Genomic DNA, 17693 nt, shown 5'->3' with positions numbered 1-17693 from the left:
TAGGTGAAAGGATGATGGACAAAAAACGTCTTGAGCAGGCCGCCCTGGAAGCGGGGATCGCATCGAGTTATATCAATGCACACGGTAAACCTGAGAGCATTGGAATGGACACCCGACAGCGGTTGCTGGCGGCAATGGGTGATGCGCCAGCACTGGCACACCAACACAGCCAGCGCGTGGTGCCTCCTGTACATGTGCTGGTCTCTGGTAAACGCCTGTCTGTGCCGGTAAGGGGGGAAGGGCGTTTCCAGTGGTTGCTGACAACCGAAACTGGCGAACCTCACCATGGCACAGTCCAGGGCGGCAAGCCCATGCGTTTGCCCACCAGCCTGCAACCCGGATACCACTCACTGACCCTCACGCAGGGTGAGCAACGCTGGCACTGCCAGGTGATTGTCGCGCCACCTCGCTGTTATGAACCTGCAGAACTCTTGCAAGGGGAAAAACTCTGGGGGGCTTGCGTACAGCTGTATACCTTGCGTTCGGCAACCAACTGGGGCATTGGTGATTTTGGTGACCTGAAACGTATGCTGCCAGAAGTTGCCGCACGAGGTGGGGCTTTTATTGGCCTGAACCCGGTTCATGCGCTGTACCCGGCGATTCCTGAAAGTGCCAGTCCGTACAGTCCGTCATCACGCCGCTGGCTGAATGTTTTGTATATCGATGTTCCCGCTGTGGCTGATTTTGCCGCCAGTGATGCCGCACAACACTGGTGGGAAAACAAGGCGACACAGCAAGCGATAGCCCAGGCCCGAAGTACCGAGTGGGTGGATTACACTACGGTAACGGAACTTAAAATTGCTGCATTACGCCTTGCCTGGGATACCTTCTGCGCCCGGCCTCATGATGATGACACCGTTGCCCAGTTTGAGTCTTTTGTGCGTGATGGTGGAGAAAGCCTTTACTGGCAGGGTGCTTATGATGCTGTGCATCACCATTTACTGGCGAAAGATGCTCAGCACTGGGGCTGGCCGGCCTGGCCTGAAGCCTGGCAGGATCCTCAAAGTGCTATAGTCCTGGCGTTTTGTGAACAAAATGCCCAGGAAGTACGCTTCTGGATGTGGTTACAGTGGCTGGCTGCCACACAGTTCTCGGCCTGTTGGGATGAGTGCCTGAAAGCTGAAATGCCAGTAGGGCTGTATCGTGACCTGGCTGTAGGCGTGGCAGAAGGTGGGGCCGAAACCTGGAGTGACCGTGCTTTGTACAGCCTGCAGGCTTCTGTGGGCGCTCCGCCAGATATTCTGGGCCCACTCGGGCAAAACTGGGGATTACCACCGATTAATCCTCACGTAATGTTTGAGCGTGCCTATGAGCCGTTTGTTGATTTATTACGCGCCAACATGACGCATTGTGGCGCGTTACGTATTGACCATGTTATGTCGCTACTGCGTTTATGGTGGATCCCATATGGCGAAACGGCAGATAAAGGCGCGTATGTTCACTACCCGGTAGACGACCTGCTGGCCATTTTGGCACTGGAAAGCCAGCGCCACCAGTGCATGGTGATTGGTGAAGACCTGGGGACTGTTCCGGCAGAAATCGTCGGGAAACTGCGCAGCAGTGGGGTGTATTCGTACAAAGTGCTTTATTTTGAGCATGACAGCGAAAAGCAGTTCAAAGCACCGGATATCTGGCCGGAACAATCCATGGCTGTTGCCACTACCCATGACCTGCCAACCCTACGGGGATATTGGGCATGCGGGGATCTGACGCTTGGTGAATCTTTGGGGTTGTATCCTGACAAGGTGATCCTGAAAGGTTTATATCAGGATCGGGAAGCAGCGAAACAAGGGTTACTTAATAGTTTGCACCAGTATGGTTGTGTGCCGAAACGTACCGGAAAACAGGCGCGCCTTATGCAGATGTCTCCTGTTCTTAACCGGGGGTTGCAGCGTTACATTGCTGACTCAAACAGTGCGTTGCTGGGGCTACAACCGGAAGACTGGCTGGATATGGCGGAGCCTGTGAATGTTCCTGGCACCAGTACACAGTACCCTAACTGGCGGCGTAAACTTAATCGTGAAGTAGAAGCCATTTTTGCAGATGGTGATATTAACCGGCTACTGAAGGATTTAACTGCCAGGCGTAAAAAAGCGGGACAGCATAAATAATCCAGGTGAGATACGGCTGTAACAACGCCCTGTGACATGTGGTACAGGGCGTTTTTTTATTGCCAGGCCGTTACTGGGGTACAAACAAAAAAAGGCGACAGAAAACTGTCGCCGAATCAGAGTCAGAGTTCAAACAAGTGTTTGGCATGGGCAGTAAATGGCAATACATCAAAGGGTAATTATGGCCTGACGCGGTTTATTTATTCAGTTCCGCAGTCATATGAACCTGGTTACCGCTGAACGCTTCAGTGATGTTGTAAGAAGACGCCCCGGCTTGTTTTGCCTGTGCTGCGATTTTTGCTTCAGCGCCATCAAGGGTGGATGCTGTTGCACTAACCGTTTGAGCAAATGCGCCAAATGAAGCCAGGGAGAGAGCAGTAACTACAACTAAAGATTTGATAGATTTCATGGTCGTATTCCTTAATGGTTTGGTCTGTTTAAAGGCTGTTTGCCTTCGATGGAGTAATAATAAGCCGGGGGAGGAAGAAGTGAAAGCTGAAGGATTTGGTGTTATTGGTCAAATTATTTGAATAACAAAGTAACGTAAACAGACGGGCCGAATATTCATGGACCTGTGTTGCTTTGCCTGGCGTGGGCCAGGTGTTCTCGTGAAAAGTAATCGGGAGAGTAAAGAGGGAACAGAAAACAGAAAGGCCTGCTGTTTATAAACCGCAGACCTTTACATAAACACCAGGGCAGAAAGAGTGCGCCTTGCTGTTTTTAATAGTACGAGTGTTCGCCGCGCTGGTGTTCAGTGAGGTCACGTACACCTTTAAGTTCGGTAAACTCGGCTAAGAGCTGTTTCTCAATCCCTTCTTTAAGGGTGTAATCCACCATGGAACAACCGTTACAGCCACCACCAAATTGCAGAATAGCGTAACCTTCCTCGGTGATTTCCATCAAAGAAACACGCCCGCCGTGACCAGCCAGTTGCGGGTTAACCTGAGCCTGCAGAAAGTATTCCACGCGTTCAATTAATGGCGCGTCATCTGCCACCTTGCGCATTTTCGCGTTGGGTGCTTTCAGGGTTAACTGTGAGCCTAACTGGTCAGTGACGAAATCAATTTCAGCATCTTCCAGGTACGGTGCGCTCAGTTCATCAACGTAGGCGGTCAGTTGCTCAAACGGAAGAGCTGTGTCCGTAGCCTCAACAGCATCAGGCGGGCAGTATGAAACACCGCACTCAGCATTTGGCGTGCCGGGATTAATAACGAACACGCGAATCTGTGTCCCTTCCTCCTGATTTGCCAGCAGTTTGGCAAAGTGTGCTTGCGCAGCATCGGAAATACGGATCATAACAAAGGCCTAATAGTTGACTATTTTAGTCGGTTATTATACGCCCATCATCGAGGCTCTACAAGGTTCGACACAGGCACCAGATCTGAATGCTTGCAGCACCAGCTTTGTTAAGCTGGCGGGCAATTTCACCGGCAGTACTGCCAGTAGTTACGACATCATCCACTATAGCGATGTGGCGTTGCTTTACCGGAATTTCAAGCGTAAACGCATTATTGAGATTGTGCCTGCGTAACTGCGCTGAAAGCCGGTGCTGAGTTACTGTTGGAATGCTCCGCCGCAACCCAGCGGGCACCCAGGCACATTTTAACCAGTGTGCCAGCGGGCGGGCCAGCAGGTCACTTTGATTGAACCCCCGCAACCAGTGCCGGCGTTGAAATAATGGCACACTCAGTATTGTGTCAGGTAATTGCCAGTTCGTTGTGTACTTCTGTGCCTGTAAACGCAGAAACAGTAACCGTGCCAGCCCCAGGCTGAGTGCCGGAGTATTATGAAATTTCCAGCGCTGGATGAGTTTATCAAGGGGATGGCAGTAATCACTGACAAATACCATGCTCTGCCAGGGGGGCGCTTTTTGCAGGCAGCGGCCGCACAGGCAGTCTGCCTTCCCGGCGGGCAGGCCACAGCAGGGGCAACAAACAGGTGGCCGGGGCAGGCTGGCGGTGCAACAGGAACAAAAGCCCCAGTGGGGCAGAGTAAGTGGCATTTTGCATAGCCAACAATGTCCGGGGATTGATAGCATACAGCCTCCTTGCTGGATAAATCAGAGAACTATAACCGATGACGGATTTGTGGTGGCAAACATGTGGTGAAGGGAAAACGCATCTTGTGCTGTTGCACGGATGGGGATTGAATGCGGCTGTCTGGCAAGGCATTACCGCCCAGCTTAGCCCGCATTTCACCCTGCACCTGGTAGACTTACCGGGGTTTGGGCGTAGCCAGGGCTATGGTGCGATGCCTCTGGAGGACATGGCTGCTGTGGTTATGCAACAGGCCCCTGAACGCGCAGTATGGCTTGGCTGGAGCCTTGGCGGGCTGGTTGCCAGCCAGGTCGCACTGGTTGCACCCTCCCGGGTTGATGCACTGGTTACAGTTGCCTCATCGCCTTGTTTTCAGGCGAATGAACATGAAGGGTGGCCGGGTATTAAAGGTTCAGTGCTGCAGGGGTTTCAGCAGCAACTAAGTGAGGATTTCCGGCGAACCGTTGAGCGTTTTCTGGCATTGCAAACATTGGGTACAGAGAGTGCGAGGCAGGATGCGCGGGCGCTCAAAGAAGTGGTGCTGTCGCAGCCGTTCCCGACACCAGAAGTTCTCAATGGCGGGCTGGCTATTCTGGAACAGGTGGATTTGCGCGAAGCGCTGGACAACCTGCCGGTGCCGTTCTGGCGGCTCTATGGTTACCTGGATGGGCTGGTGCCGCGCAAAACAGCACAGATTCTGGACAGCCGCTGGCAGCGCAGTGCTTCGGTTGTATTCCCTAAAGCCGCACATGCGCCATTTATTTCTCACCCCGATTTGTTCTGCGAGCAATTACTGGCGTTGACCAGCGGGTTGCGCCTGTAACTGGGATCAAGCCCGGCAAACCCGCTGATGCTGTTCACCGGGTTATGCTTTAAACAGGCTGGCTGAGGCTCCACACTTCTCTCAGGCAGGCTTTGCCTTCCGGGCAACTCTTGCACCCCCCGCTCAGGCACTCGCTGGCATCTTCTGTGCGGCGCTGTGCTTTGCCCATCGCTTCCAGGCGGGCCAGCATAGCGTTGACCAGAGGAAGCGGTGTGGCAAGTTGCTGGCTGAGTTGCGTGGCATCCATGGTGCCGCGCAGCGCCAGTAAATCGCGTATCTCAATCAGACTTGCCATCACTTAATTGCCTCTTGCAGTGTATTAGTGGCAGTCACTGGCGCCAGCAGACTGGCAACAGGAAGCGACACTGCGTGGTTTTGCAACCAGGTGTACTTCCACCCGGCTACGCGCACGGCGTAAAGCACCCAACAGCACCACATTGAACAGCACCACGGCCAGAATACAGACCAGGCTGTATTGAGGATGGCTGCGGAAAGAGACGGCCTGGTAATACACCGTAGCCAGCGAGTAAGCAATGTTCAGCCCCCACAGAATGGAAAACGTCATCCATCCGCGGCCCGCTTCACGGGCGACGGCGCCCATCACGGAGATACAAGGGATGTACAGCAAAACAAAGATTAAGTAGCTGTATGCCGCAGCCTCGCTGCCAAACTTGCTGCTCATGACACCCATAGCACCAGTCGCCATTTCGCCATCACCTTTACTGGCTTCAATGGGGTTAGCCAGTACGCTCAGGCTGAATGTGTCTTTCAGGCTGCTCCAGGTATCACCAAGCGCGCCCTGAAGTTCACCCAGTAAGTTGAAAGTAGCCGGATCAAACGCTTCATTGTGAATATCTTCAGCGGTATACAACGTATTGAGTGTACCCACGACCACTTCTTTCGCCATGGCACCAGTAAACAGCCCGACCGTTGCCTGCCAGTTATCCTCGTGAACCCCAATGGGTTGTAAAAGCGGAGTCAGAACGCGGCTGACGGATGCCAGCGCCGAATCGTTAATGTTATCTGCCGCTTTCCCGCTGAGCGTGAAGCTGTTCAGTGCGCCGATAAAAATACTCACCAGCACAATCACTTTACCGGCCCGGATCACGAACCCTTTCAGGCGTTGCCAGGTTTGAATTAACAGACTTTTCAGGTGAGGAACGTGGTAAACCGGCAACTCCATAACAAAGGGGGTTGCTTCACCGCGCATAATCGTGTGCTTCAGCATCAGGCCGGTAAGTATTGCCATTACAATACCCAGCAGATAGAGCGAGAAAACAATCAATGCTCCTTGCTGCCCAAAGAATGCTGCGGAGAAAACGGCGAAAATAGCCAGGCGTGCGCCGCAGGACATAAATGGCGCCATCATGATGGTCGTCAGACGTTCACGGGGAGCGTCAAGGGTACGTGAACCCATCACTGAGGGTACGTTACAACCAAAACCAACAATCAGCGGGACAAATGACTTACCAGGTAACCCCAGAGATTGCATCAGGCGGTCCATCACAAAGGCTGCACGAGCCATATAACCTGAGTCTTCAAGGAAAGAGAGAAACAGGTACATCATGCCGATTTGCGGTACCAGAGGTAATACAGTGTTGATCCCACCGCCAATACCCTGGGCAAGCAGTAACGTCAGCCAGTCCGGGAAATGTAACGTTGCGCCAACCCACTGCAGGCCATGGATAAAGATAGCGACGGAACCCGCATCAAAAATCGGTTGCAGTGCACCTCCAATGTTAATGGCCAGCAGAAACATCAGGTACATGACAAACAGAAAAATCGGTAAACCGAGGAAGCGGTTCAGCACTATTTTATCTACTTGCGCGGTGAGCTTGTTTGGCTCAACCGTAATACTGTTACTGACTGATTCACAAATGGTGGCGATAGTCTGATAACGCGCGTCAGCAATGTATAACGCCGGGTCATCAATTTTTTCACTCAGCCCGGCTTTTACTGCATCCAGTTTGTCTGCCGCATCCCCGGCGTAAGCAAGGCTGTAAATATCCCCTTCCAGCATTTGTATGCCCAACCAACGGCGGTGGCCAGCCGGTAATGTACCAGGCATGGATTCAGCCAGTTGCAGGGCGCTGTCGATAATGGGCTGTGGGTAATGAACGAACTCTTGCTCGCTGTTTTTCTGGTGAATGTCCAGAGCGCGTTTCAGGCTGTCGATACCCCGCCCACGAGTAGAAACCAGTGGCACGACCGGGCAGCCAAGCCGGGCAGAGAGCGCATCAATATCAATGCGCAGGTGCTGTTTCTCTGCAATGTCCAGCATGTTCAGGGCAACAACACAGGGAATGCCGAGTTCAAGAAGCTGCAATGTTAAATACAGATTGCGTTCAAGATTGCTGGCGTCAACGACGTTAATCAGTAAATCCGCATCACCGCTCAGAATATAGTGGCAGGCAATTTGTTCATCGAGGGAGGTTTGTGCAGAAATAGTGGTCAGGGAATAGGTGCCAGGCAGGTCGACAAGTGTGACCTGGTGTTCAGGCGTCGCAAATTGCCCTTCTTTACGTTCAACCGTTACACCTGCCCAATTCCCTACACGCTGGCGGGCGCCTGTTAATTGGTTGAATAATGTTGTTTTCCCAGAATTGGGGTTACCAATTAAACCAACAGTAATTGTTTTCATTTTATGACCCACTTACTTGCATTGCCATGATGAAATAACTGAGTAACTCAGCGTATTTCCTCGACATTTAATAGCGCCAGGTCTTTTTTACGCACGACCAGGTTAACGCGACGGGTTTCAATATGAATAGGGTCGCCCAGTGGTGCCACACGCACCACATTGAATGACGAACCCGGCAGCATACCCAAAGAAAGTAACTTTTGGCGGTATGCCGGGCTGATTTCCCCGGAGAACCCAATGATTTTCCATGAGCTGGATGGTAAGAATTGCATAATGCCCGCCTGCCAGAACTTACAAATGAACGTTTACCAAGAGAACAGCCTGAATAAGATTCAGAGGAGCCTCGCCAGAAAAATAAAGCAGAATAAAACAAGTAATACAATGATAATGAGAATGGTTTTCGTAATCAACTCGCTTTAACGCAAATGAATCTTATTTCACACTTTATTCGTACTAAGATTAACCTGTGTCATAAAGATGGTATTTAGCATGAGAGGCAGGGTATTTCAAATAACTACAAATGGTTAATTTTGTTAAATTAAAGGTGGTATTTTAAATATTTTGGTGGAGTGTTTTTTATTTATATTAAAAAATAATTATTTGCTAAAAATTAGCTCGCTAATAATTAACTTTTTTATGGGCGTGATTTTCCGGAACCTGCGAATTTTACTCAACTATTTCAGTATGGCTGCAGTAGCTTTGTTACAACGTGAACGGGTGCAAATTAAAAGTGGTAAAGCGAATTTTTTTATATTTTTTGCCAGCCTGGATAGACCAGACTGGCAATTTCCACATCACAGCTTAACGCTTTTTACCAAATGCAGCAGCCAGTGCATCGCTCATGGCACTGTTACCTGAAGTGCTTGCTTCACGCTGGCGCGGTTGTTGTTGAGGGCGCTGGCGCGTGTCGTTACCTTGTGCCTTGCGTGGCTGGCTTTCCCCGGGCTGTTCATCAAGACGCATGGATAACGCAATGCGCTTGCGGGCCAGATCCACTTCCATCACTTTTACTTTGACGATATCACCGGTTTTCACCACCTTGTGTGGGTCTTCAACAAATTTATCAGCCAAAGAAGAGATGTGCACCAGGCCATCCTGGTGTACGCCAATATCCACGAATGCGCCGAAGTTAGTGACGTTGGTAACCGCACCTTCCAGGACCATGCCGGGCTGGAGGTCATTGAGTGTTTCTACTCCGTCAGCAAACTGAGCTGTTTTAAACTCAGGGCGTGGGTCACGGCCAGGTTTTTCCAGCTCTTTGATAATGTCTGTAACGGTTGGTACACCGAAACGCTCATCAGTGAAGTCGACCGCTTTCAGGTTACGCAGCGCACTGTCATCACCCATCAAATCCCGCAAGGCTTTGTGGGTTGCGGCAAGAATACGCTCAACTATAGGGTAGGCTTCAGGGTGAACGGTTGATGCATCCAGCGGGTTGTCCCCGTGGTTGATACGCAAAAAACCGGCACACTGTTCAAAAGCTTTTGGCCCCAGACGGCTAACTTTCAGCAGTTGCTGGCGGTTCTGGAACTGGCCATTCTGGTCGCGCCAGTCGACAATATTTTGCGCCATCATGCGGGTCAGGCCTGCTACGCGGGTTAATAACGGTACGGACGCAGTATTAAGATCCACACCGACGGCGTTTACACAGTCTTCAACGACGGCATCGAGTTTTTTCGCCAGTTGGTTTTGGCTGACATCGTGCTGGTACTGGCCCACACCGATGGATTTCGGGTCTATTTTCACCAGTTCTGAAAGTGGGTCCTGCAGGCGGCGGGCAATGGAGACCGCGCCACGCAAAGAAACATCGAGTGATGGAAATTCTTGTGCCGCCAGTTCTGAAGCGGAATAGACCGATGCCCCGGCTTCACTGACAATCACTTTCTGTGCTTTAAGGTGGGGATATTGTTTTAGCACGTCCAGCCAGAAACGTTCTGTTTCGCGTGAGGCTGTACCGTTACCAATCGCGACCAGTTCGACCTGGTGTTTTTCACACAGTGCGGCCAGTACAACTGCTGCTTTGGCTGCCTGCCCGGTATGTGGGTAAATGGTATCGGTAGCAACCAGTTTCCCGGTGGCGTCCACTACGGCAACTTTAACCCCGGTACGCAACCCCGGATCCAGGCCCATAGTGGCTCGCATTCCTGCAGGCGCAGCCATCAGCAAATCATGCAGGTTACGGGCAAAGACATTGATTGCTTCATCTTCTGCGCGTTCCCGCAGGGTGGACATCAGCTCTGTTTCCAGGTGCATCAGTACTTTGATACGCCAGGTCCAGGAAATGACCGCACGCCGCCAGTTATCTGCCGGTGCGTTGTTCAGGCGTAGCCCAAGGTGGTCAATAATCAGTTGTTCGCAGTAACTTTCTTTGGGAGGCTCATCAAACTGAGGGTCCGGGTTAACGGCTAACTGAAGCACGCCTTCGTTACGGCCACGGAACATGGCCAGAGCACGGTGTGAAGGCACGCCAGAGATGGCTTCATGATGAGCAAAATAGTCACGGAATTTCGCGCCTTCTTCTTCCTTACCTGGTACCACGGTGGAGGCCAGATGGGCATTACGCCACAGGTAGTCACGCACTTTTGCCAGCAAGGCCGCATCTTCAGCGAAGCGTTCCATCAGAATATAACGAGCGCCATCCAGCACCGCTTTGGTGTCGGCCAGGCCTTTGTCTGCGTCAATATACTGCTCTGCTTCTTGTTCTGGTGTGCGGGAGGCATCTTGCCAGAGCAAATCTGCAAGAGGTTCTAACCCTGCTTCAATAGCGATTTGCCCACGTGTGCGGCGTTTAGGTTTGTACGGGAGATATAAGTCTTCAAGCTCAGTTTTGCTCAGTGTTGAATTAATGGCGCCAGCCAGTTCATCACTCAGTTTACCCTGCTCGCTAATCGACTTCAGAATGGCCTGACGGCGCTCTTCCAGTTCACGCAGATAACCCAGACGGACTTCCAGTTGACGCAATTGGGTGTCATCCAGCCCACCTGTGACCTCTTTACGATAACGTGCGATAAATGGCACGGTGTTCCCTTCATCAAGCAAACGGATGGCCGCTTCAACCTGCTCATTCCGTGCATTGAGTTCACTGGCAATAATGCCGTTAAGCGAATTGTTCATCATGGCTTTTGTTGTCTGTCTGTCGCGATAAAAAGTGAAGCACAGTTATACGGAGTCCGGAAATAAAATGCCAGTTATGGCGACCTTTCAACCGGCTTTTTCAGTTTGTTCTTTAAATCTTGTGAACAGTGCCGAGGCTCAGGCTTCTTCGGACCACTCCGGCCTTGTATAGCTGATGCTGTTTACATACCAGGTTGCAATGCCCGAAGGTGTGATAACGGTGGCGGTATCACCTTCTTCTTTTTTGAGCAGAGCCCGGGCCATGGGGGCATCAATAGAAATGTAGTCATTGCGGCCAAAAATTTCATCGTAACCGACAATGCGAAACCGCCTGATATCCCCGTCGTTGTTTTCAATTTCCACCCAGGCACCAAAAAACACTTTGCCATCCTGTTGCGGTGAGTGGTCAACGATGCGTAAATTCTCAAGACATTTAGTGAGGTAACGAACCCGCCGGTCAATTTCGCGCAGGCGTTTCTTGTTGTACTGGTAGTCGGCGTTTTCGCTGCGGTCGCCAAGGCTTGCCGCCCAGGTGACTTTTTTGGTGACTTCCGGGCGTTCTTCTCGCCATAAATAATCCAGCTCTTTTTTGAGCTTTTCGTAACCCTCTCGGGTAATCAAGGCCGTTTTCATACTATGTACCTGTCTGTGCTGCCGAATGGTGAAGCAGGCCTATTTTACAATAACTTGCCTGTCGCTTTATGCGCCTGTTTGTGATGTATTGTACAGATAAGTCGCTGTTAAATATGCTTTGTAACAATTTTGACTAGAATATATACCAGTTTTATCTGGTCGTTGGCGCACACTTTTTTAGAATAGCCAACGTACAATTCGAGCCTTTGGGAGTTAACAGTATGCAAGAGAATTATAAAATTCTGGTTGTTGATGACGATATGCGGTTACGTGCACTGCTTGAGCGTTATCTCACCGAACAAGGCTTCCAGGTTCGTAGCGTTGCTAACGCTGAACAAATGGATCGCCTGCTGACACGTGAGTCTTTCCACTTAATGGTTCTGGATTTGATGCTGCCGGGAGAAGATGGCTTGTCCATTTGCCGCCGTCTGCGCAGCCAGAGTAACCCGATGCCCATCATTATGGTAACGGCGAAGGGTGAAGAAGTGGATCGTATTGTTGGGCTGGAAATTGGTGCTGATGACTATATTCCCAAACCCTTTAACCCGCGTGAATTGTTGGCTCGTATTCGTGCAGTGTTGCGCCGCCAGGCAAATGAGTTACCCGGCGCACCATCCCAGGAAGAAGCCGTTATCGCTTTCGGCAAATTTAAACTGAACCTGGGAACCCGTGAAATGTTCCGTGATGACGAGCCAATGCCTTTAACCAGCGGTGAATTCGCTGTGTTGAAAGCCCTGGTCAGCCACCCACGTGAGCCGTTATCCCGCGATAAACTGATGAACCTCGCACGTGGCCGTGAATACAGTGCGATGGAACGTTCGATTGATGTTCAGATCTCCCGCCTGCGTCGCATGGTGGAAGAAGACCCGGCGCACCCCCGTTATATTCAGACGGTATGGGGCCTGGGTTATGTGTTTGTGCCGGATGGCGCTAAAGCATGAGGCGACTGCGCTTCTCGCCAAGAAGTTCATTTGCACGCACCTTGTTACTGATTGTCACCTTGCTGTTTGCCAGCCTGGTGACAACGTACCTGGTCGTGTTGAACTTTGCGATTTTGCCGAGCCTCCAGCAGTTTAATAAAGTACTGGCTTACGAAGTCCGTATGCTGATGACAGATAAACTGCAACTGGAGGACGGTACTCAACTGGTCGTACCGCCTGCTTTTCGTCGTGAGATTTATCGTGAGCTTGGGATTTCCCTGTATTCCGATGAAGCGGCGGAAGAGGCAGGCCTGCGTTGGGCGCAGCATTACGAATTTTTGAGCCAGCAAATGGCACAACAACTCGGTGGGCCAACGGAAGTTCGTGTTGAGGTCAATAAAAGCTCACCGGTTGTTTGGCTGAAGACCTGGCTATCGCCCAATATTTGGGTACGTGTACCGCTGACTGAAATTCATCAGGGCGATTTCTCACCGTTGTTCCGCTACACCCTGGCGATTATGTTGCTGGCCATTGGTGGCGCGTGGTTGTTTATTCGTATTCAAAACCGTCCCCTGGTAGACCTTGAGCATGCGGCTTTGCAGGTGGGTAAAGGGATTATTCCGCCCCCGTTACGTGAATATGGCGCTTCAGAGGTGCGCTCGGTGACCCGGGCCTTTAACCATATGGCGTCGGGCGTGAAGCAACTGGCGGATGACCGCACTTTGCTGATGGCCGGTGTCAGCCACGATTTGCGCACACCACTCACCCGTATCCGCCTGGCGACAGAAATGATGGGTGAAGAAGATGGTTATCTCGCTGAGTCAATCAATAAAGATATCGAAGAGTGTAATGCCATTATTGAGCAGTTTATTGACTACCTGCGTACAGGCCAGGAAATGCCACTGGAAACGGCAGATCTCAACAGTGTGCTCGGGGAGGTGATTGCTGCGGAAAGTGGTTATGAGCGCGAGATTAATACAGACCTGCAACCGGGTGAGATTACTGTCAATATCCATCCGCTTTCTATCAAACGCGCTGTGGCGAATATGGTTGTTAATGCGGCGCGTTATGGTAATGGGTGGATAAAAGTCAGTAGTGGCACTGAGCCGGGTAAGGCCTGGTTCCAGGTGGAGGATGACGGGCCGGGTATCCCGCCTGAACAACTGAAACATTTACTACAGCCCTTTGTGCGTGGAGACAGCGCGCGTAGCACCAGCGGTACCGGTCTGGGCCTTGCTATAGTGCAACGTATTATAGATAACCATAACGGGCTGCTGGATATTGGCTCCAGTGACTGCGGTGGGTTGCGAATTCGGGCCTGGCTGCCCATTATGCCAGGATTACTGGCAGAGAAGGCGAAAGAGAGTTAACCGGAAGCTGTAAGGCGGTTATCACCAGGCTGGTGGTGCAAAGAAAAGCCCGTGTATTTCAGAATACACGGGCTTTTTGTTGCTCAGGTTCAGGGTGCTGGTTACCGGGTTTGTGGCCCGGCACTGACCAGCGCTGCACCAGCCGGAGTATCGGTATATTTTTCGAAGTTATCTACAAACAGCGTGGCGAGATGCTGCGCTTTTTCTTCCCATTTCTCGGGAGTAGCCCATGTATTGCGCGGGTCAAGTATCCCGGCGTTCACACCCGTTAAGGCTACTGGCACGGCGAGGTTGAAGACTGGCAGTGTGGTTGTTTCGGCGTTATCCAGCTCTCCACTGAGAATGGCATCAATGATGGCGCGCGTATCTTTGATTGAGATACGTTTACCCGAGCCGTTCCAGCCTGTATTCACCAGGTAGGCCTGGGCACCGGCAGCCTGCATGCGCTTCACCAGCACTTCTGCGTATTGCGTGGGGTGCAGAGTGAGGAAGGCCGCACCAAAGCAGGCAGAGAAGGTTGGGGTCGGTTCGTCCACACCACATTCTGTTCCAGCCAGTTTTGCGGTGAAACCTGAAAGGAAGTGATATTGCGTTTGTTCGGCTGTCAGGCGCGAAACGGGTGGCAGCACACCAAATGCGTCAGCGGTGAGGAAAATTACCTTAGTGGCATGGCCTGCTTTGGATACCGGTTTAACAATATTATCAATGTGATAAATAGGGTAAGACACACGGGTGTTTTCAGTTTTGCTGCCATCATTGAAATCAATGGTGCCATCGGTTGCGACAGTCACATTTTCCAGCAAGGCATCACGGCGAATAGCCCGGTAAATATCTGGCTCTGCAGCTTCTGACAGACGGATGGTTTTCGCATAACAACCCCCTTCGAAGTTGAATACGCCGTCGTCATCCCAACCATGCTCATCGTCGCCAATCAGGCGGCGTTTCGGGTCAGTGGACAGGGTGGTTTTACCGGTTCCGGACAGGCCGAAGAAGACTGCGACATCGCCTTTTTCACCGACATTGGCGGAGCAGTGCATGGAGGCAATATTTTTCAGTGGCAGCAGGTAGTTCATAATGGCGAACATTCCTTTTTTCATTTCGCCGCCATACCAGGTGCCGCCAATTAACTGCATGCGCTCTGTCAGGTTGAACGCAATAAAGTTTTCTGAGTTCAGGCCTTGTGCCTGCCAGTTCGGATTGGTGCATTTCGCTCCGTTCATAACGATGAAATCGGGTTCGAAATCAACGAGTTCTTCATCGTTGGGGCGAATAAACATGTTCTTGACGAAATGTGCCTGCCAGGCCACTTCGGTAATAAAGCGTACACACAGGCGGCTGTCCGGGTTGGCACCGCAAAAAGCATCCACCACAAACAGACGTTTTCCCGAAAGCTCATCAGTGACGAGGCTTTTCAGGTCTTGCCATACTTCAGGGGTGAGTGGATGGTTGTCATTCTTCCCGTTACCGTTATCAGACCACCATAACGTATCGCGGGTTGTATCGTCACGGACGATATATTTATCTTTTGGCGAGCGGCCAGTGAAAACACCGGTATCAACAGCGACGGCACCCAGATTTGTCAGTACGCCACGCTCGAACCCTTCCAGGGTTGGGTCGAGCTCTTCACGATACAGAGTATCGTAATCAGGGTTATACACCACTTCCACGACGTCATGAATACCATAAGCCTTCAGTTCTTGCGGGGTTAAAACGCGCATGTCACTTCTCCTTAGCCAGGATCTATTACTATAAATTGTAGGGTTATTAGCCGAATGTTGACCGCGACCCGCTTCATAGATTTACGTATCCAAAGATTTGTTCGCAAAATAATAGAAGCAGAGCAGGTCTCGCTGCGGGAAGCATTATCGCAGGATTTTTTTATGAATGGATATAAGTGTTTTGCAAATGTTATTGAAAAGTAGAAAAAAAAGCCATTTTGGGATTGTAAACGCATACATAATGTTGCGTTGGTGTATTTTTCGGCAAAACAGTGTGCAGGCTTACCAGTGGGAAAGAAGCCCCGGTGATGACCAGGGCTGGTATAACTTAGTGAATATGTGGATCCGCAGGATCAGCATTGGTCCGTATTTCTGCGATATCCATAGCGTTAAACAGATAGTGGTTACCGCAATAATCACAATGCATGTCTATCTCACCATCTTCTTCAAGAATGGTGTCGATTTCTTCTTGTGGCAGCGTTTTTAGTGCCGCTGCACAGCGATCACGTGAGCAACTGCAAGAGAAGCTGACATCCTGGGGTTCATACAGAGTGACTTCTTCTTCATGGTATAAACGCCATAACACTTCCTGGGCTGGCAGTGTCAGTAGTTCTTCGGCTTTGATGGTTTCTGTCAGCGTTGCCAGGTGAGTGAAATCATCGGCCTCGGTATCCTGAGCTGGTAATACTTGCAGGAACATCCCACCGGCGGCTGGTTTACCACCTGATTCACCCAGGCGAATAAACAACCGGGTTGGCAACTGCTCTGAACGCACAAAGTAATCTTCCAGACACTCTGCGATGGTTTCACCTTCCAAACCAACCACACCCTGGTAGCGCTCACCTTCTTTCGGACTGATGGTGATAACCAGGTAACCATTACCCACCATTTCTTTCAATGTGGCACTGGCTGGAAACTCTTCGCTAAAACGCGCAACACCACGCAGTTGCTGCTGGTTATTACCGTTGATAACAGCCAGGGATAATGGGCCATCACCCTGCAGTTGAACGGTAATATCACCTTCAAACTTCAGTGTGGCGGTGAGCAGTGACGTAGCCACGAGCATTTCACCCAGCAGGTTTTTCACCGGTTGCGGATAATCGTGGTTTGCCAGCACTTGCTGCCAGGTGTCGGATACTGTTACCAGTTCGCCGCGAACAGCGAAGTTTTCAAACAGGTAACGGTGCAATTGGTCGTGTTGAACCATACTTTCTCTCTCTTGCGGGCGGTGATTATTCATTGCCGCCGTATTTAAATTTCATCAAATCACGCCGCTCTTTTTTGTCCGGGCGACGTTCAGGATGCGGCATTGTCAGTGAATTCATTTTACGAGCCAGTGCGATATTCTCGCGCTTCTCAATGCTTTCCTGTGTTTCTTCATACAGCGTAGCAGCCTGTATTGCCGGGCCACGTTTGTCGGTGATGCCTTTAATGATAACGGTACGCTGGTCATTACCCTGGCGAATCACCAGACTGGCATCCAGCTCGACAATTTTGCTCGGTTTGCTTCGCTGGCTGTTGTAGTGGACTTTTCCGCCTTCAACCATTTCTCTTGCAATGGCGCGGGTTTTATAAAAACGTGCTGCCCACAGCCACTTATCCAGCCGCACACCTTCTGCGCTTTTCTCTTTCATCTCACCTCCATTCAGGATAGAGCCTGGAGTAGCCCCCGGTAGTCACCTGTTGCCGGATGGCGGTGCCAGATTTTATCGGGTTGCCCGGAATCCGGGTTGGTGACCCCGAGACAATAGCGAATGCCGAATTGTTTGGCGGCATCAAGAATGGGTTCGCTGTCATCAATGAATAATGTGCGTGCCGGGTCAAACCCGGTTTGCTCCTGAACAGCCAGCCACAGACGCCTGTCTTCTTTGGGATAACCAAATGTATGGGTGGAAAGTAATAAATCAAGCCAGTTGCCTAAACCGGTATGCTCCAGTTTGACAGAAAGGTTATACGGATGCGCATTAGTCAGCAGGACTCGCCGCTTACCGGCCTGCTTCAGGGCTGATAAAAATGGCCTGGTATCTGCCCTTAATGCTGCCCGCGGCCCCATTTCCCTGGTCATGGCGCAAATATCCAGACCGAGTTCATTACTCCAGTAATCGAGACAATACCAGTTTAGCGTATGTTGAACGGCATGGTACTTCTGACGAATCAGGGCATGCGCGTCTTCGAGGGGAATTCCCCGCTGCTCGCTGAGTGTTTCCGGTACCAGGTGCAGCCAAAAATAGTTGTCAAAGGCGAGGTCGAGTAAGGTGCCGTCCATATCCAGCAGGACGGTGTCGATATGTTGCCAGTCTATGTCGACGTGCATGGGGGCTCCCGGG

At 51.1% G+C, this 17693-nt stretch carries 16 protein-coding genes; 4 read left to right on the top strand and 12 right to left on the bottom strand.

All coding sequences use genetic code 11. The features are described from left to right. Window positions 1-14 precede the first annotated feature (14 nt). Window positions 15-2111 (top strand): 4-alpha-glucanotransferase, encoded by a 2097-nt coding sequence (gene malQ / locus DT73_RS15685; RefSeq protein ID WP_036111363.1) that lies wholly within the window; start codon window positions 15-17, stop codon window positions 2109-2111. A gap of 196 nt (window positions 2112-2307) precedes the next feature. On the opposite strand, the gene DT73_RS15680 is transcribed toward malQ, so the two are convergent. From DT73_RS15680 to gntX, 3 genes are all read right to left on the bottom strand, one after another. Further along, the gene (locus DT73_RS15680) at window positions 2308-2520 is read right to left on the bottom strand and encodes a YdgH/BhsA/McbA-like domain containing protein (protein WP_036111236.1); all 213 of its coding nucleotides are present in this window, start codon (window positions 2518-2520) and stop codon (window positions 2308-2310) included. 311 nt (window positions 2521-2831) lie between these two features. Next, a complete protein-coding gene (gene nfuA, locus DT73_RS15675) occupies window positions 2832-3407 on the bottom strand; it encodes a Fe-S biogenesis protein NfuA (RefSeq protein ID WP_036111232.1) in 576 nt (191 codons plus the stop codon). Between the two features lie 58 nt (window positions 3408-3465). Then, window positions 3466-4149, bottom strand: a complete 684-nt coding sequence (gene gntX, locus DT73_RS15670; RefSeq protein ID WP_036111229.1) for a DNA utilization protein GntX — start codon at window positions 4147-4149, stop codon at window positions 3466-3468. 38 nt (window positions 4150-4187) lie between these two features. On the opposite strand from gntX, the gene bioH reads away from it, so the two are divergent. Beyond that, complete coding sequence (bioH, locus tag DT73_RS15665; protein ID WP_036111224.1) at window positions 4188-4970, top strand: pimeloyl-ACP methyl ester esterase BioH; 783 nt, start codon at window positions 4188-4190, stop codon at window positions 4968-4970. Window positions 4971-5019: 49 nt separating this feature from the next. Here the strand turns inward: bioH and feoC are convergent, their stop codons facing one another. From feoC to greB, 5 genes are all read right to left on the bottom strand, one after another. Beyond that, on the bottom strand, window positions 5020-5265 hold the full coding sequence (gene feoC / locus DT73_RS15660; protein ID WP_036111220.1) for a [Fe-S]-dependent transcriptional repressor FeoC: 246 nt from the start codon (window positions 5263-5265) through the stop codon (window positions 5020-5022). Between the two features lie 24 nt (window positions 5266-5289). Next, window positions 5290-7611 carry a Fe(2+) transporter permease subunit FeoB gene (gene feoB / locus DT73_RS15655; protein WP_036111217.1) on the bottom strand — a complete coding sequence of 774 codons (2322 nt, stop codon included), beginning with the start codon at window positions 7609-7611 and terminating at the stop codon, window positions 5290-5292. Window positions 7612-7658: 47 nt separating this feature from the next. Then, window positions 7659-7883, bottom strand: a complete 225-nt coding sequence (gene feoA / locus DT73_RS15650; protein WP_036111213.1) for a ferrous iron transporter A — start codon at window positions 7881-7883, stop codon at window positions 7659-7661. Window positions 7884-8412: 529 nt separating this feature from the next. Beyond that, window positions 8413-10728, bottom strand: coding sequence for a Tex family protein (locus DT73_RS15645; RefSeq protein WP_036111210.1), 2316 nt, complete (start codon window positions 10726-10728; stop codon window positions 8413-8415). A gap of 135 nt (window positions 10729-10863) precedes the next feature. Further along, the gene (greB, locus tag DT73_RS15640; protein WP_036111207.1) at window positions 10864-11358 is read right to left on the bottom strand and encodes a transcription elongation factor GreB; all 495 of its coding nucleotides are present in this window, start codon (window positions 11356-11358) and stop codon (window positions 10864-10866) included. 221 nt (window positions 11359-11579) lie between these two features. On the opposite strand from greB, the gene ompR reads away from it, so the two are divergent. Together ompR and envZ are read left to right on the top strand one after the other, a co-directional pair. Then, window positions 11580-12299, top strand: a complete 720-nt coding sequence (gene ompR, locus DT73_RS15635) for a two-component system response regulator OmpR (RefSeq protein ID WP_036111203.1) — start codon at window positions 11580-11582, stop codon at window positions 12297-12299. Next, on the top strand, window positions 12296-13648 hold the full coding sequence (envZ, locus tag DT73_RS15630) for a two-component system sensor histidine kinase EnvZ (RefSeq protein ID WP_036111200.1): 1353 nt from the start codon (window positions 12296-12298) through the stop codon (window positions 13646-13648). Before ompR ends, envZ begins: the two co-directional genes overlap by 4 nt. A gap of 101 nt (window positions 13649-13749) precedes the next feature. Here the strand turns inward: envZ and pckA are convergent, their stop codons facing one another. From pckA to yrfG, 4 genes are all read right to left on the bottom strand, one after another. Further along, window positions 13750-15366 carry a phosphoenolpyruvate carboxykinase (ATP) gene (gene pckA / locus DT73_RS15625; protein ID WP_036111198.1) on the bottom strand — a complete coding sequence of 539 codons (1617 nt, stop codon included), beginning with the start codon at window positions 15364-15366 and terminating at the stop codon, window positions 13750-13752. Between the two features lie 328 nt (window positions 15367-15694). Further along, window positions 15695-16573: an Hsp33 family molecular chaperone HslO gene (gene hslO, locus DT73_RS15620; RefSeq protein ID WP_036111360.1), complete on the bottom strand. Its 879-nt coding sequence runs from the start codon at window positions 16571-16573 to the stop codon at window positions 15695-15697. Between the two features lie 25 nt (window positions 16574-16598). Further along, window positions 16599-17000, bottom strand: coding sequence for a ribosome-associated heat shock protein Hsp15 (hslR, locus tag DT73_RS15615; protein WP_036111195.1), 402 nt, complete (start codon window positions 16998-17000; stop codon window positions 16599-16601). An 11-nt stretch (window positions 17001-17011) separates the two neighbouring features. Next, window positions 17012-17680: a GMP/IMP nucleotidase gene (gene yrfG / locus DT73_RS15610; protein ID WP_036111190.1), complete on the bottom strand. Its 669-nt coding sequence runs from the start codon at window positions 17678-17680 to the stop codon at window positions 17012-17014. Window positions 17681-17693 lie beyond the last annotated feature (13 nt).

Origin of the sequence: Mangrovibacter sp. MFB070 (assembly GCF_000705335.1) — a bacterium.
GTDB classification, from domain to species: Bacteria; Pseudomonadota; Gammaproteobacteria; order Enterobacterales; family Enterobacteriaceae; genus Mangrovibacter; species Mangrovibacter plantisponsor.
Note: the sequence above shows the minus strand (reverse complement) of the source record. Positions and strands in the feature narration are given on the sequence as shown.